Here is a 15,407-nt window from a genome sequence, read left to right on the forward strand (position 1 = left end):
GACTTAGCGTCCCTCTTTTCTTACCCGTTCAATATGAATGGCAAGAAACATAATTTCTTCGGTGGTCAGCGCCCGCTGATACTGCTTTTGCAGATGCGTCGCCACCGTTTCCGCACACTTCCACGCTTTGGCGTAGTTGTCTTTCACCGCGCTGTGCAGCGAGACGTCGTCATCTTCCACCACCGTGCGGGTCAGCATCCGCTGAGCGAAAAACTTCAGGTGGGTGACGAAACGCTGATAGCTCAGCGACTCCTCGTCGTAGTTCAGCTGCAGCTGATACTTCACCAGCTGCAGGATCTCCTGCATCACCCGGGTCACGTGCATGACCTCCGGCATTTCGCTGTTGAGCTGCGCCGTCACCAGATGCAGGGCGATAAATCCGGCTTCATCCTCCGCCAGCGCCACGCCTAGCCTTTTGGCAATGATGGCCCTTGCCTCCTGGCCCAGCGCGAACTCCTTCGGATAGAGCCGCTTGATCTCCCACAGCAGCACGTTACGCAGCGCGATGCCCTTTTTCTGCCGCTCGATAGCAAAGTGGCAGTGATCCGTTAACGTGATGTACAAACTTTCCTGTAACTTGCCCAACCGCCCGCGTGCCAGGTCGATAATGCGATCGCAGGTAGTCATCACTTCTAACGGTATTTGACTGAGCAGCTCGCCTAAGCGGCCGACCAGCTCATCGCTTTGTAAGGCGAAAACTTTTTCAATTTTACTGTCGTCCAGCACGTCGCCCGGGCGTTTCTGAAAGGCCAGCCCTCGCCCCATCACCACCTGTTCGCGCCGGTGCTCGTCGAGAACCACCACCACATTGTTATTGAGTACTTTGGCGATTTGCATATAGACCCCAGAAACAAAAAAACCTGACCCCCGACGAAACGCCAAGTGATCAGGTTTTGCCTGCCGCAGCAGTTGCAATCCAACACCCGCACTGTAACAACTTCTGCTGCGCGCTCAACCTGACAAGTGAAAAAACGTGATTAAGATCGCGACTATCAGAAGGTCACGACGGTTTTCCACTCCACTACCCACGCGTCCTGGGTCTGCGCGACGCCGCCCGGACGGTGCCAGTACTGCAGGCCCGGCTGCAGCTCCAGCCAGGAGACCGGGCGGAAGCGATAATAGAGCTCACCGTTCAGCGAATGACCGGCCACCGGCTGCCAGGCCGGATCGTTATAGTCGGTGGCGCCGCTGAGCTGGTTCATATAGCGCTGATTACGTGCGTAGTGGCTGCTCATGTCGATCCACGTCAGGCCGAAGCCAATCCAGTCCTCCGGGCGGGCGTCAAACAGACCGCGGTAGCGCATTGAGGCGGCGACGGCGGAGTGGATATAGTTGCTGCGCTGGTCGCTGAGGCTGCCGCTCAGTGAGACGCTCATTCCCCGCAGCGGGTCGTCGGCGTGGCGGGTGATCTGCTGGTTCAGGCCGGCGTACATAAACCAGGTGCTGTCGTGCTCGGCGTAACCTTGCGGATCGGTCGCCCCGGCGCCGCCGGATTTACCGCTGTAGAGGTCGCTCTGCGGCGCGTTAGTCCAGACCACACCGAGGTTATAGGCTCCCGGCAGGCCATTAATCAGCGGACGGGTTTCGATCTCCATCGGCAGTAAGATGCCTTTGCTGTCCTTCGTCGACCAGCTCCACGCGTGGCTGCGCGCGGTAGCCTGCGGGTTTTGCTCCATCACCCCGCCTTTCAGGGTGACTGTCGGCGTCAGCTTGTACTCCAGGGTGGTGCCCCAGGTGTGAATGTTCCAGTTATTCCACGTCAGCGAGTTGGCCGATTTCCCACCGCACTGGGTCAGCAGCTGAAAATCGCAGGGAATGATCTGGTCGAAGGTTTGCACCTTGTTCATCATGCCGATGCGCCAGGTCAGGCGGCGGTCGTCAAAGCTGCGGGCAAAGGTCAGCCAGCCGAGACGGGTGATCGACCCGCCGCCCCAGCTCTCCTGCGACAGATCGTTGAAGCTGACCCGCGGATCCTGCAGCCGTTTTGTGGTGAGGTTATCATCATGGTTGCGGTTGACGATATTACCCTCAAGCCGCGCGTCCGGTATGCCGGTCCAGCGCTCCAGATCCTGGGTAAAGGTCAATGACACCTGGTCAATATAGGCCAGATGTTTATCATGGTTATAGCCGCCGCCGGCGTTGTAGGCCATCTCGTTAAGATAGCCGAGATTATAATGAAAGCCGTTTTCTTCAAGGATCGGACGAATGCCTAGCATATCGCCCAGCAGCCCTTGCTGCCCGGCTTCAAACCCCAGCGCGCTGCCGTTCCACGCCGGGATGTCCGCGGCGCTCACGGCAGGCGCCATGGCCGCCAGCATAGCGCCGATCAAAAGCTGATTTATTTTTTTGTTATGCATTGTGATATCCACCGTGACTGAATAAAAACAAAGGGGATCCCCAGGCTATTTATTTACCCGTTTTCTTTTTTTAAAAATGAATGGCAAAAAGCGTCCGTCGGTAATAAAACCGCGACAATGCCAGAGAAATCGTTATTCACATCTCATTGTTTTACATCATCATTTTATCCACCCTGAATTTTTACCAAAAAAAAACCTAAGCACTTTGCGCCACGAATGACGAAAGTGCTTAGGTTTTGCCTGTGTTCAGTAGCAATCCTGAATTGATTGACGGCACATTATCACTTTATTCAACACATGCCTATCATCAATAGGCATGCAAGTAATAATATGTGAAGCGAATAACAATATGGCGCTTAATAGCGGGCGATCGCCGCCGCTATTTCAGCAGAGGTTTGCAGGGCGCGAATTTCATTAAACAGCGTCAGCGCCTCGGTATATTCCTTGCGTAAATAGCCCAGCCACTGCTTAATTCTCGCCACATGATACAGGCCGGTATCGCCCTGCTTTTCCAGACGGGTATATTTTTGCAACAGCTGAACCACCTGCGGCCACGGCATGCGCGGTTCGTTGTATTTGATCACCCGGCTGAGGTTCGGCACGTTGAGCGCCCCGCGGCCAATCATCACCGAATCGCAGCCGGTGACGGCCATACAGTCCTGCGCGCTTTGCCAGTCCCAGATCTCGCCGTTGGCGACCACCGGAATAGTCAGACGCTGGCGGATCTCGCCGATGGCCTGCCAGTTGATGCGCTCTGCTTTGTAGCCATCTTCTTTGGTGCGGCCATGGACCACCAGCTCGCTGGCCCCTGCCTGCTGCACCGCGTCGGCGATTTCAAAGCGCCTTTCGCCGCTATCCCAGCCGAGACGCACCTTGACGGTCACCGGTAAATCCGCAGGGACCGCTTCGCGCATGGCTTTGGCGCCGCGATAGATCAGCTCTGGATCTTTCAGTAGCGTCGCCCCACCGCCGCTGCCGTTCACCAGCTTCGACGGACAGCCGCAGTTTAAATCAACGCCCCACGAACCCAGCGCCACCGCGCGGGCGGCGTTTTCCGCCAGCCACTCGGGATATTGTCCCAGCAGCTGGACGCGCACGCGGGTACCGGACGGGGTACGGCTTTGATGATGCAGTTCCGGGCACAGCCTGTAGAACGATTTGACCGGCAGCAGTTGGTCCACCACGCGCAGAAATTCGGTGATGCACAGATCGTAATCGTTAACCTCGGTCAGCAGCTCGCGCACCAGCGAATCGAGCACGCCTTCCATCGGCGCCAGTAGTACACGCATATCGTTACCCGGAAAAAAAAGAGGCGCTATGGTAGCGCCTCCGGGCGTTGGTTGAAAGCGCTCAATGCGTCCGACCCGGCGCACTCCGGTCCCCGGACGCCCGAGGCGGCAAAACGGCGAGATAATCTCTATGCTTTACAGGGGCCTGTGGCGTCTCATTTACCTTTATTTGCCGCGCCTCGTCCAGCAAGGTAGCGTGGGGAGAGAAACCGTCTAAGCCGCAAGGCTTCGGACTCTGACGGGCGAGACGATGGTTCCCGTAAGCTATCAGCGCTATGCATAGAATTCATGATGTGATCGGTAGCACATTTTAGGGATTAATTGTATGATGAATGCACTTCATCAAGGGTTATTACCATGAGTAAATCGCTGACTATTATCTGGCAGTACCTGCGGGCTTTCGTCCTGATTTACGCCTGCTTGTACGCCGGAATATTTATCGCCGGGCTGCTGCCCATCACCATCCCCGGCAGCATCATCGGCATGCTGATCCTCTTCGTGCTGCTGGCGCTGCAAATCATGCCGCCGCAGTGGGTCAACCCCGGCTGCAATATCCTGATCCGCTATATGGCGCTCCTGTTCGTGCCGATCGGCGTCGGCGTGATGCAGTACTGGGATCTGCTACGCGCCCAGCTTGGGCCTGTCGTTATCTCCTGCGCCATCAGCACGCTGGTGGTGTTTGTGGTGGTGAGCTGGAGTTCCCATCTGGTGCATGGCGAACGTAAAGTGATTGGGCAAAAGGAAAAGAAAAATGATGCATGAAATCTGGTGGTCGCTACCGCTTACCCTGATCGTCTTTTTCCTCGCCCGCAAACTGGCGGCCCGCTTCAAATTCCCGCTGCTCAACCCGCTGCTGGTGGCGATGGTGGTGATTATTCCCTTTCTGCTGCTGACCGGGATCTCCTATGAACGTTATTTTGCCGGCAGCAAGATCCTGAACGATCTGCTGCAGCCGGCGGTGGTCGCGCTGGCCTTCCCGCTATATGAACAGCTGCACCAGATCCGCGCGCGCTGGAAATCGATCATCACCATCTGCTTTATCGGCAGCTGTGTGGCGATGATCACCGGCACCACCGTGGCCCTGCTGATGGGCGCCACGCCGCAAATCGCCGCCTCTGTTCTGCCCAAATCGGTGACCACGCCGATTGCGATGGCGGTGAGCGGCAGTATCGGCGGCATCCCGGCCATCAGCGCCGTGTGCGTGATTTTTGTCGGTATCCTTGGCGCGGTATTCGGCCATACGCTGCTCAACCTGATGCGTATTCGCACCAAAGCATCGCGTGGCCTGTCGATGGGCACCGCCTCGCACGCCCTCGGTACCGCCCGCTGTGCGGAACTGGACTATCAGGAAGGAGCGTTCAGCTCGCTGGCGCTGGTGCTGTGCGGGATCATCACCTCGTTGATGGCGCCATTTTTATTCCCGCTGATCCTCGCGGTGGTGGGATGAATTGTGATTCAAGTCACATTTCTTAATGCAACAAAGAAAAGTTGCATTAGCAATGGGATGTATATCACATTTGAAACCCCTTGACGCCCGTACACTGGTTCCCCATTACACTGTTATGAGGCAACGCTATGCACTCACGTTTTCAAGCTGCTTTGACTACCCTGGCAGCAGACCTGCAGGCGGCCATCTCCCCGATGCTCGCCGACCCGCACTTCCCGGCGCTGCTCGAAGCCGATCAGGTGGCGACGCTGCAACAGGCGACAGGTCTGGACGAAGACGCGCTGGCCTTTGCGCTACTGCCGCTGGCCGCCGCCTGCGCGCGCGCCGACCTTTCTCACTTTAACGTCGGGGCTATCGCCCGCGGCGTCAGCGGCCGCTGGTACTTTGGCGGCAACATGGAGTTTCTCGGCGCCACCATGCAGCAGACCGTCCATGCGGAGCAGAGCGCCATCAGCCACGCCTGGCTGCGCGGTGAAACCTCCCTGCGCGCTATCACGGTGAACTACACGCCGTGCGGCCATTGCCGTCAGTTTATGAACGAACTGAACAGCGGACTGGCGCTGCGCATTCATCTGCCCGGTCGTGAAGCCCATGCTCTGCAGCACTATCTGCCGGATGCCTTCGGCCCGAAAGACCTGGAGATCAAAACCCTGCTGATGGACCACCAGGACCACGGCTTCCCGGTCAGCGGCGATGCCCTGACGCAGGCGGCGATTGAGGCCGCTAACCGCTGCCATGCGCCGTACAGCCATTCGCCTTCCGGCGTGGCGCTGGAGCTGAAAGATGGCACCCTTTTCAGCGGCAGCTATGCGGAAAACGCGGCGTTCAACCCGACGCTGCCGCCGCTGCAGGGGGCGCTGAATCTTCTCAGCCTCAACGGCTATGATTATCCGGACATCCAGCGGGCGATCCTGGCGGAGAAAGCCGATGCGGCGCTGATTCAGTGGGACGCCACCGTCGCCACCCTGAAGGCGCTGGGCTGCCACAATATCGAGCGCGTGCTGTTAGGTTAATCCGCCTGCGCAGACGGCCGGATGGCGTCTTCGGCTTATCCGGCCGACCTTTTATACCCTTAGGTGTCGGGTGGCGCTACGCTTACCCGACCTACGGTTCGCGCCATGGCGAGCTGAAGATCCCTATGCCGGGTGTCGGCTCACCCCTTACCCGGCCTGCGTTCAGCGATCTGTCTATATTGCTGAAAATCCCCGCAATCAAACGCGGGTTTCTTGCGCTTACCCGGCGGGTAAAGTAGCCTGAAGACTCCGTTGTCTATTATTGAGCCAAGTTCATGTTAAAGCGTGTGTTCTACAGCCTGTTAGTCCTGCTCGGCCTGCTGCTGTTGACCGTGCTGGGTCTTGACCGTTGGATGAGCTGGAAAACCGCGCCCTATATCTATGACGAGCTGCAGGATCTCCCCTACCGCCAGGTCGGCGTGGTGCTGGGCACTGCTAAATACTACCGCACCGGCGTCATCAATCAGTATTACCGCTACCGCATCCAGGGCGCGCTCAACGCCTACAACAGCGGCAAGGTCAACTATCTGCTGCTGAGCGGGGATAACGCCCTGCAAAGCTACAATGAACCGATGACGATGCGCCGGGACCTGATCAAAAGCGGCGTCGATCCGGCGGATATCGTGCTGGACTATGCCGGTTTCCGCACGCTTGATTCGATCGTCCGCACCCGCAAAGTGTTCGACACCAACGACTTCATTATCATCACCCAGCGCTTCCACTGCGAACGGGCGCTGTTTATCGCCCTGCATATGGGGATCCAGGCCCAGTGCTACGCGGTGCCGTCGCCGAAGGATATGTGGAGCGTGCGGCTGCGCGAATTCGGCGCCCGCTTCGGCGCGCTGGCGGACCTCTACATCTTCAAACGGGAACCGCGCTTCCTTGGCCCTTTAATCCCGATTCCGGCGCAGCAGCACGACGTGCCGGATGACGCCCAGTCCTACCCGGCGGTCACGCCGGAGCAGCTGCTGGAGCTGCAGAAAGAAAAGTAGCCCCATCATCGCATCCGTTTCAGGTATAAAAAAACCCGCGCCAGGCGCGGGTTTTTACTCAGGCAAAAATTACTTCTTACGGGCGTATTTCAGGGAATCCAGCGCCACGGCGAAGATAATGATCGCCCCCTTGATGATGTACTGCCAGTAAGGGTTGACGCCAATGTAGGTCAGGCCATAGTTGATCACGGTGAAGATAATTACCCCTGTCACCACGCCGAATACGGTCCCTACCCCGCCGCTGAACGATACACCGCCCACCACGCAGGCGGCGATGGCGTCCAGTTCGTACATAAAGCCGAGGTTATTGGTCGCCGAGCCGATACGACCGGCTTCCAGCAGGCCGCCGAAGGCGTAGAACACCCCGGAGAGGGCATAGATCATCAGCAGGTTCAACGCCACGTTAACCCCGGAGACTTTCGCCGCTTCCGGGTTACCGCCGATAGCGAAAATGTTTTTGCCAAAGCGCGTCTTGTTCCACAGGATCCAGACAAAGAAGACGGCAATCAGCGCGTAGAAGGTAATGTAGGACAGGCGGAACGAGCCCAGCGCCACAAACCCCTGCGCGAAATGGGAGAAGTGACTGTCGAAGCCGGAGATCGGCGACGCGCCCACGAAATCGTAGTACAGCGAGTTAATGCCGTAGACGATGATCATGGTCCCGAGAGTGGTAATAAACGGCGTTACGTTCAGATAGGCAATGACGATCCCGTTAATCAGCCCGATGACCGCCCCGATGGCGCATACCAGCAGGATGACCAGTGGGATCGGCATGGTCGCCATATCTGGGAACACCTTGTTGGCATTATCCACCGCCTGCAGCATGGTCGCGGCAATCACCGCCGCCAGTCCCACCTGACGGCCGGCGGAGAGGTCCGTGCCCTGCGTGACGATCAGTCCGGCCACGCCGAGGGCAATAATAATACGCACCGAGGACTGGGTCAGAATATTACTCAGGTTGAGCAGACTTAAAAATGTCGGATCCTGGAAAATAATAATGGCCAACAGGACCAGAAGGACGACATATATCCCACCCTCTTTCAGGTAAGTGAGAAAACTCTTTTTATTTAACGCACTCATGTGAAGCCCCTGATCTTAAAGGTGCAATGACGCAAGACGCAGTATTTCGTTTTGCGTGGTGGTTTTAGTCTCAACAATGCCCGCGACCAGGCCGTTGCTCATTACCAGAATGCGGTCGGTAATCCCCAGCAGTTCCGGCATTTCGGAAGAAATAATAATGATCCCTTTATCTTTTTTAGCCAGCTCGGCAATCAGCTGATAGATCTCGAATTTGGCGCCGACGTCGATACCGCGCGTCGGCTCGTCCAGCATCAGGATCTCCGGCTGGGTCAGCAGCCAGCGGCCAATAATGACCTTTTGTTGGTTACCACCGGAAAGCGAACCAATCTGCGTATGCTGGCCGGGGGTTTTAACGCGCATGGAGTCAATCACCCATTGGGTATCGCTCTTCATCCGCGAGTTATCCAGCAAGCCGACGCTGTTTTTATATTTCTTAATATTGGAGATCAGCGAGTTAAAACCGATGTCCAGATAGGCGTAAATTCCGGTGGAGCGCCGCTCCTCGGTTACCAGCGCAAAACCGTGGTTAATCGCCTCATTGGCGCTGTGGTTGTTGATCTTCTTCCCGTGCAGGGTAATGGTGCCGCTGGCCTTCTCACGGATCCCGAACAGGGTCTCCACGATGTCGGTACGCTTCGCGCCCACCAGACCGGCGATACCGAGAATTTCGCCCTTATGCAGGTCGAAGGAGACATCGCGAATGGAGGGCTGGCGCAGGGAGGTGAGATTGCGCACCTGGAGGATGACTTCCCCCGGGGTGTTTTCACGATCCGGGAAGCGCTGATTGAGCGAACGCCCGACCATCATGGCGATGATCTTGTCCATATCCAGCCCTTCCAGCGGCTGGGTAGCGATCCACTGGCCGTCGCGCAGGATGGTAATTTCATCGCACAGCTGGAAAATCTCTTCCATTTTGTGCGAGATATAGACGATACCGCAGCCGCGATCTTTCAGCTTGCGGATGATCTTGAACAGATGGTTGACCTCTTTCTCCGTCAGCGATGACGTCGGCTCGTCCATGATGACGATTTTGGCGTCATAGGAAAACGCCTTCGCGATCTCAATCATCTGCATCTGAGATACCGATAAAGTCCCGACGCGGGCGCGCGGATCGATATCAATATCCAGCTCATCAAAAATAGCCTTGGTATCCCGGTACATTTTGTCCTGATCGACAAACATGCCTTTGGTGGGATAGCGGCCGAGCCACATGTTGTCCATGACCGAACGCTGTAAGACCAGGTTTAATTCCTGATGCACCATCGAAATACCGTTTTCCAGAGCTTCTTTCGCCGAATGGAAATCGATCTCTTTTCCCTGAAAAAGAATGCTGCCGGAATCTTTTTGATAGATCCCAAAAAGGCATTTTAATAATGTCGATTTACCGGCGCCGTTCTCACCCATTAACGCATGAATGGAGTGCGGACGAACCTTCAGGTTGACATTATCAAGAGCCTTGACGCCAGGAAACGATTTGTTGATGTTGGTCATCTCCAACAAATATTCGCCTGACCGTTCGCTATTATTGCTGACCATAGTTATACCTGGCTGCGTTCATGCACGCCCCGTCCGGCGCAATAACGCCAGCAGGAGTCTGGTTCTGTATCAGGAATAATCGGGCGTGGATAACCCACGCCCGCAACTCACATCACGATTATTTGCCGGTAAACTGGCTCAGGTTGTCTTTATCGACCCCCACGTAGGGGACGCGAACAATCTTGTTGTCAATTTTCCAGTTGGTGCCTGCCGCCGCCTCTTTTCCGTCGGCAAGGTTTTTCGCCAGCTCGAAGGTCGCTTTCGCCTGGTTGTTAGCATCGTTCAGCACGGTACCGGCCATCGCGCCGGATTTCACCAGCGCCAGGGCTTCCGGCAGGGCGTCAACGCCGAACACCGGAATGCTGCTCTTGTTGTGCGCTTTCAGCGCTTCAACCGCACCCATCGCCATGGCGTCATTGTTGGCGATCACCACTTCAATCTTGTTCGCATTCGGGCCGGAGAGCCAGGCGTCCATTTTGTCTTTCGCCTGGGCGGTATCCCACATAGCGGTGTCCATCTGCAGCTGCTGGGTCTTCAGACCTTTATCGTTCAGCTCTTTGATAACGTAGGTGGTACGCGCTTCCGCATCCGGATGGCCCGGCTCGCCTTTCAGCAGGACGTACTGGATCTGGCCGTCTTTATTCAGATCCCAGTTCGGGTTTGCTTTCCAGTGCTTGGCGATCAGATCGCCCTGAATAATCCCGGACTCTTTCGAGTCGGTACCGACGTAGTAAGCCTTGTCATAACTATCCAGCGCTTTACGGGAAGGCTCTTTGTTGAAGAACACCACCGGAATATTCTGCCCGCGCGCTTTTTCGATGACCGTTCCCGCTGCCGCCGGGTCAACCAGGTTGATCGCCAGGGCTTTCACGCCTTTCGCCAGCAGCACGTCAATCTGATCGTTTTGTTTCGACTGGTCGTTCTGCGAGTCATTCATCAGCAGCTGGACGTCAGGCGCGGATTTGCCATCTTTTTCAATCGCCTTACGCACCACCGACATAAAGTTGTCGTCATATTTATAAATCGTCACGCCGATACGGGTATCTGCTGCGTGTGCTGCGGCGCCAAATAACAGACCAGCCATTACAGCAGAGAGGGTAAACACCTTCTTATTCATGGAATCTCCGGTTTTATTATGCAGGGTCATTTTTGTGAAAAGTGCGGGCGGGACTTGTTGCATTAGTGTTACCGCACAACGCATTTCACGACGAAAATTCGGTCTTCCGTGTCGGGTAACGCTCCAGGAAAATACGACTCTAATACTCGTTTAACGCCTTGTTCCTAATAGTAAAAGTGAGGACTTCCCATCACCTTGTGGTTCAGACTGGTAAACGCTGCCATCATAATCAGGCGAATGTTAATATACTGTGAATTTACTCACAAATTGAAAGCGGTTACATCCCGCTGCCGCTTCAGTTAGTGATCGGCCCCACAGTTTGCCGCTGGGCAACGGAGTGACGGCGCACCAGGGTCGGCATAAAGCAGTGCGTCGCCTCGCGATCCAGCTTGCCGGCCGCCCCCAGCAGCGCCAGCTCGGTGGCCAGCTTCGCCATCGACATCACCGGATAGCGCACGGTGGTCAGTTGAGGATCGGTGTAACGGGAAATAGGAATATCATCAAAGCCAATCAGCGATAGATGCTGCGGCACGACAATGCCGTTATCCTTTAGCGTTGTCAGCGCGCCGGCCGCCATGCTGTCGTTATAGGCGAACACGGCGGTGAGGCCGAGATTCCGCCCCAGCAGTTCGACCATCGCCGCTTCGCCGCCCTGCATGTCCGGGGAGCCGGACCCGACCCAGCTGTCCGGGGCGATGATGCCCTGCTCCTGCAGCGCTTTGCTCCACCCTTCCCGGCGCATATCGTCGTCTTCAATGCCGTGATTTGAGGAGAGATAGCCGATGCGCTGGTGGCCGTGATTGAGCAGCATGCGGGTAGCCATTAGCGCGCCGCTGACGTTGTCGAGACCCACGCAACGATGGGCAAAGCCCGGCACGATGCGGTTGATCAGCACCATCCCCGGGATATGTTGCATAAAGTCGCTCAGTTCAGCATCGCTGAGCGCTTTCGAATGGACGATCAGCGCCGAGCAGCGCTGGCGGATCAGCACCTCGATGGCGTGGCGCTCTTTTTCCGCCTCGTGATAGCTGTTGCCGATCAGCACATACTTCTGATGCTGCTGGGCGACGGTATCCACCGCTTTCACCAGCGCGCCGAAGAAGGCATCGGAGACGTCCATCACCACCACGCCGATGGTATCGCTGACCTGGGTGGCCAGCGCCTGGGCATTGGCGTTTGGCCGGTAGCCCAGCTGGGTCACCGCTTTCATCACGACGTCGCGCGTATCCGGACTCACCAGCGCGCTGTTGTTCAGCACCCGCGACACGGTGGCCACGGATACGCCCGCCTGGCGGGCGACATCACGAATGGTGATCATACTCAGCGACCTTAAGAGAATTACAGCACGTCACATTCACCTCCTGTGCTCAGCAAGGAGGCTATTCTGGCAGCGACCCGCGGTCCGCTACGTGAGTGAGGTCACACGGCTGGAAACGTTTACATCCGTTTTGTTAATGATTGTGATCGAGATCGTTATCTGGATGTGTCTTTCAATGATGTCCCTGACGCACGCAGGGTTAACTGACGCCACAGCCATTCCACCGGCCCCTGGCGGAAGCGGCGCAGCCAGAGTGATGACAGAAGGAGGTTTACGGCCCAGATGGGGGGAACAAAGGCCAGCAGCTGCAGACGATCGAAGCGCATAAACAGCCCGAGATGATAAAACAGGGTGGTGCAGATCAGGGTCTGCAGCAAATAGTTGGTCAGCGCCATGCGTCCAACGCAGGCGATAGCCCCCACCAGGCGGAAACGGCAGAGCTGCGGCCAGTAGCCCCAGGCCAGCGAGGCATAGCCGATAGCCTGCAGCGGGGCGCTCAGTTCACGCGGCGCCTGCAGTAAAAACGCGCACCAGCGATAGTCCCAGGCCAGATACCACTGGGCGACGATGGCCGGCACATTCACCGCCATCCCGGCCGCCACCAGCAGCACGCCGGTGCGCCGATAGTGACGCTGGCTGAACTGCCCTTTCAGCCAGCCGCTGCGCATCAGCGCCGCGCCTATCAGCATCATCCCCGCCAGCTGCCAGCCATACTGCGCGCCGAGCGCCAGCAGATTGTCCGACAGCATATCCGCCCGGTTGCTGACCGCCTCCATGCCGCCGTGTAGCTTCCAGTACTGCTCATACTGCAGATTGGCCGCGTCCGGGACCCAGGAGCGATTGGCTGCGGGTCCGGAGATCATCCCCAGCAGGACCAGCACCGCAATGCCGGTGAGGTAGAGCACCACCCCGGTGTTGAACAGCGATTTGACATGCTGCGCCTCGCGCACCATGCGCCAGCTCACCAGCCCCACCAGGGCGTAGGCCAGCAGAATATCGCCATCCCAGAAGAAAAGACCGTGAATGAAACCAAGCAGCGCCAGCAGGGTCAGGCGCGACTGGATCCAGCGTTTTCCGCGGGGGAGCAGAAGCTGCAGACCGGCGCCAAACAGCAGCGCGAACAGGGTGAGAAATTTCACCTGCGCCAGCAGGTCGAGAAGCGCCCAGGTCCAGGTATCGCTGAGGGTCGCGCTTCCTGACCAGGCCGGATTGAGGTAAGCGGCCTTCGGCAAGCCGAAGGCGCTGATATTGAGAAGCAGGATACCGAGGATGGCGACGCCGCGGACAAAGTCCAGCGTGACATTTCTCTCCATGTACCCTGCTCCGTTTTAGCTGTGGTGACGTACTGCGCGCAGGAATTCCTGGCGGGTATTCTGGCTGGATTTGAACAGGCCACCGAGGGAGGTGGTGGTAGTGGCGCTGGTCGCGTCGCGGATGCCGCGCGCTTTCACGCAGTAATGCACCGCGTCAATGGATACCGCCACGTTGCTGGTGCCGAGCAGCGTCTGCAGCGCAATCAGGATCTGCTGCGTCAGACGCTCCTGGACCTGCGGACGCTGGGCGAAAAACTGCACGATACGGTTGATTTTCGACAGGCCAATCACCGAATCTTTCGGGATATAGGCTACCGTCGCTTTACCATCGATGGTGACGAAATGGTGTTCACAGGTGCTGGTCAGGGTGATATCGCGTACAGTGACCATTTCATCGACCTTCATTTTGTTTTCAATGACGGTGATTTTCGGGAAGCGAGAATAATCCAGTCCGGAGAAGATCTCATCGACATACATTTTGGCGATGCGATGCGGGGTCTCCATCAGACTGTCATCACTCAGATCCAGATTCAGCAGTTGCATAATCTCGGTCATATGACCGGTAATCAAACGCTTGCGTGTTTCGTTATCAATTTCTTGTACTGGCGCACGCATCGGCGTCTCCAGCCCACGAGCGACCAGCGCTTCATGAACGAGGACGGCTTCTTTACTCAGTGATGACATTTGGGTTTCTCCTGCAGGTGTGGCGCTCTTTGCTTTTTCTGGGGGCAAAGTTTGTATTCATTGTGCGTGAGGCGGCGCACAGAATCCAGTAGCCGTAACGATAATTATTGAAATTGGCGCTGCCTTTTATTAAGGCGCGAAGTCTCGCCTCAAGCGCGGCACCAAATCCCTACCGCCGAATCCGGAATGATCCAACCGCTGTACGCATCCATAAGCGCCATCGCTACACCGGCATGTTGGCTATAAGTTGCATTAATGATGCAGTAAGTTCTCAAAAGGAGAAAGTGAAAGTTGCTCACTGGCTAATGAAATATCTGTATTATGAACGTTTACGCGCACACCCCTTCCGAGGAGCCTTGCATGGAACTGCTTGAAGAGCATCGCTGTTTTGACGGCCGGCAACAACGCTGGCGTCATCACTCCCCTGTCCTGAACTGCGCCATGACGTTCAGCATTTTTTTACCGCCTGAGCGCGAAACGCCGCCGCCGGTGCTGTACTGGCTGTCCGGGCTGACCTGTAACGATGAAAACTTTACCACCAAGGCGGGCGCGCAGCGCATTGCCGCCGAGCTGGGCATCGCGCTGGTGATGCCGGATACCAGCCCGCGCGGTGACGAGGTGGCCAACGACGACAGTTACGATCTGGGGCAAGGCGCCGGCTTCTACCTGAACGCCACCCAGGCGCCCTGGGCGGCGCACTACCGAATGTACGATTACCTGCGCGACGAACTGCCCGCGATTATCCGCAGCGAGTTTAGCATCGGCGACCGCTGCGCCATCAGCGGCCACTCGATGGGCGGTCACGGCGCGCTTATCATGGCGCTCAACAATCCCGGCCGCTACGTCAGCGTCTCCGCCTTCGCGCCGATCGTCAATCCCTCCCAGGTGCCGTGGGGTAAGAAAGCGTTTACCGCCTATCTCGGCGCCGATGAATCGACATGGCACGCCTGGGACAGCTGCGCCCTGATGCAGGCCAGCCAGCCGGCGGACGCTGTGCCGACGCTTATCGATCAGGGCGACAGCGATCCATTCCTTGCCGGACAGTTGCAGCCGGCGGTACTGGCGGAGGTCGCGCGGCAGAAGGCCTGGCCGTTAACGCTGCGCATCCAGCCCGGTTACGACCACAGCTACTACTTCATTGCCTCGTTTATTGAAGACCATTTGCGCTTCCATGCGCAGCATCTCTTTGGCTAAACGCAAATGCGCCGCGAAGCTGCTTCGCGGCGCATGTTCAGGCCTACAGGACGCGTTTTAGCGCCGG

14 protein-coding genes are annotated in these 15,407 nt (G+C 57.1%); 5 read left to right on the forward strand and 9 right to left on the reverse strand.

Annotation, left to right across the window (positions count from 1 at the left end):
* Positions 1-3: 3 nt before the first annotated feature.
* The 3 genes from bglG to dusC all read right to left on the reverse strand — a co-directional run bounded on the left by bglG (position 4) and on the right by dusC (position 3,646).
* A complete protein-coding gene (gene bglG / locus ACLEXF_RS08410) occupies positions 4-837 on the reverse strand; it encodes a transcriptional antiterminator BglG (RefSeq protein WP_048295206.1) in 834 nt (277 codons plus the stop codon).
* A gap of 155 nt (positions 838-992) precedes the next feature.
* On the reverse strand, positions 993-2,357 hold the full coding sequence (locus ACLEXF_RS08415) for a carbohydrate porin (RefSeq protein ID WP_407259688.1): 1,365 nt from the start codon (positions 2,355-2,357) through the stop codon (positions 993-995).
* A gap of 356 nt (positions 2,358-2,713) precedes the next feature.
* Positions 2,714-3,646, reverse strand: coding sequence for a tRNA dihydrouridine(16) synthase DusC (gene dusC, locus ACLEXF_RS08420; protein WP_004201619.1), 933 nt, complete (start codon positions 3,644-3,646; stop codon positions 2,714-2,716).
* Between the two features lie 357 nt (positions 3,647-4,003).
* Between dusC and ACLEXF_RS08425 the strand changes: the two genes are divergently transcribed.
* The 4 genes from ACLEXF_RS08425 (at position 4,004) to sanA (ending at position 7,098) form a co-directional block, all read left to right on the forward strand.
* On the forward strand, positions 4,004-4,408 hold the full coding sequence (locus tag ACLEXF_RS08425; protein WP_004201620.1) for a CidA/LrgA family protein: 405 nt from the start codon (positions 4,004-4,006) through the stop codon (positions 4,406-4,408).
* Entirely contained in the window at positions 4,398-5,093 is a 696-nt protein-coding gene (locus ACLEXF_RS08430) for a CidB/LrgB family autolysis modulator (RefSeq protein WP_004201621.1), read from the forward strand. The genes ACLEXF_RS08425 and ACLEXF_RS08430 overlap by 11 nt, the downstream gene beginning before the upstream one ends.
* Before the next feature lie 128 nt (positions 5,094-5,221).
* On the forward strand, positions 5,222-6,106 hold the full coding sequence (gene cdd, locus ACLEXF_RS08435) for a cytidine deaminase (protein WP_004201623.1): 885 nt from the start codon (positions 5,222-5,224) through the stop codon (positions 6,104-6,106).
* Between the two features lie 275 nt (positions 6,107-6,381).
* Positions 6,382-7,098 carry an outer membrane permeability protein SanA gene (gene sanA, locus ACLEXF_RS08440; RefSeq protein WP_064150961.1) on the forward strand — a complete coding sequence of 239 codons (717 nt, stop codon included), beginning with the start codon at positions 6,382-6,384 and terminating at the stop codon, positions 7,096-7,098.
* A 69-nt stretch (positions 7,099-7,167) separates the two neighbouring features.
* On the opposite strand, the gene mglC is transcribed toward sanA, so the two are convergent.
* From mglC to folE, 6 genes are all read right to left on the reverse strand, one after another.
* Positions 7,168-8,178: a galactose/methyl galactoside ABC transporter permease MglC gene (gene mglC, locus ACLEXF_RS08445; RefSeq protein ID WP_002912871.1), complete on the reverse strand. Its 1,011-nt coding sequence runs from the start codon at positions 8,176-8,178 to the stop codon at positions 7,168-7,170.
* Positions 8,179-8,193: 15 nt separating this feature from the next.
* The gene (gene mglA / locus ACLEXF_RS08450; RefSeq protein ID WP_004201625.1) at positions 8,194-9,714 is read right to left on the reverse strand and encodes a galactose/methyl galactoside ABC transporter ATP-binding protein MglA; all 1,521 of its coding nucleotides are present in this window, start codon (positions 9,712-9,714) and stop codon (positions 8,194-8,196) included.
* 118 nt (positions 9,715-9,832) lie between these two features.
* The gene (gene mglB / locus ACLEXF_RS08455; RefSeq protein WP_004201626.1) at positions 9,833-10,831 is read right to left on the reverse strand and encodes a galactose/glucose ABC transporter substrate-binding protein MglB; all 999 of its coding nucleotides are present in this window, start codon (positions 10,829-10,831) and stop codon (positions 9,833-9,835) included.
* Between the two features lie 295 nt (positions 10,832-11,126).
* On the reverse strand, positions 11,127-12,149 hold the full coding sequence (galS, locus tag ACLEXF_RS08460; protein WP_017899327.1) for an HTH-type transcriptional regulator GalS: 1,023 nt from the start codon (positions 12,147-12,149) through the stop codon (positions 11,127-11,129).
* Between the two features lie 155 nt (positions 12,150-12,304).
* Positions 12,305-13,462: a DUF418 domain-containing protein YeiB gene (yeiB, locus tag ACLEXF_RS08465; protein WP_032456403.1), complete on the reverse strand. Its 1,158-nt coding sequence runs from the start codon at positions 13,460-13,462 to the stop codon at positions 12,305-12,307.
* Between the two features lie 15 nt (positions 13,463-13,477).
* Positions 13,478-14,146: a GTP cyclohydrolase I FolE gene (gene folE / locus ACLEXF_RS08470; RefSeq protein WP_004201633.1), complete on the reverse strand. Its 669-nt coding sequence runs from the start codon at positions 14,144-14,146 to the stop codon at positions 13,478-13,480.
* 360 nt (positions 14,147-14,506) lie between these two features.
* Here folE and fghA point away from each other — a divergent pair, with 360 nt between their 5' ends.
* Positions 14,507-15,340: an S-formylglutathione hydrolase gene (gene fghA / locus ACLEXF_RS08475; RefSeq protein ID WP_004201634.1), complete on the forward strand. Its 834-nt coding sequence runs from the start codon at positions 14,507-14,509 to the stop codon at positions 15,338-15,340.
* Positions 15,341-15,407 lie beyond the last annotated feature (67 nt).

The sequence above is a fragment of the Klebsiella pneumoniae complex sp. WS1778 genome (genome assembly GCF_049472055.1).
Lineage (GTDB): Bacteria > Pseudomonadota > Gammaproteobacteria > Enterobacterales > Enterobacteriaceae > Klebsiella > Klebsiella quasipneumoniae.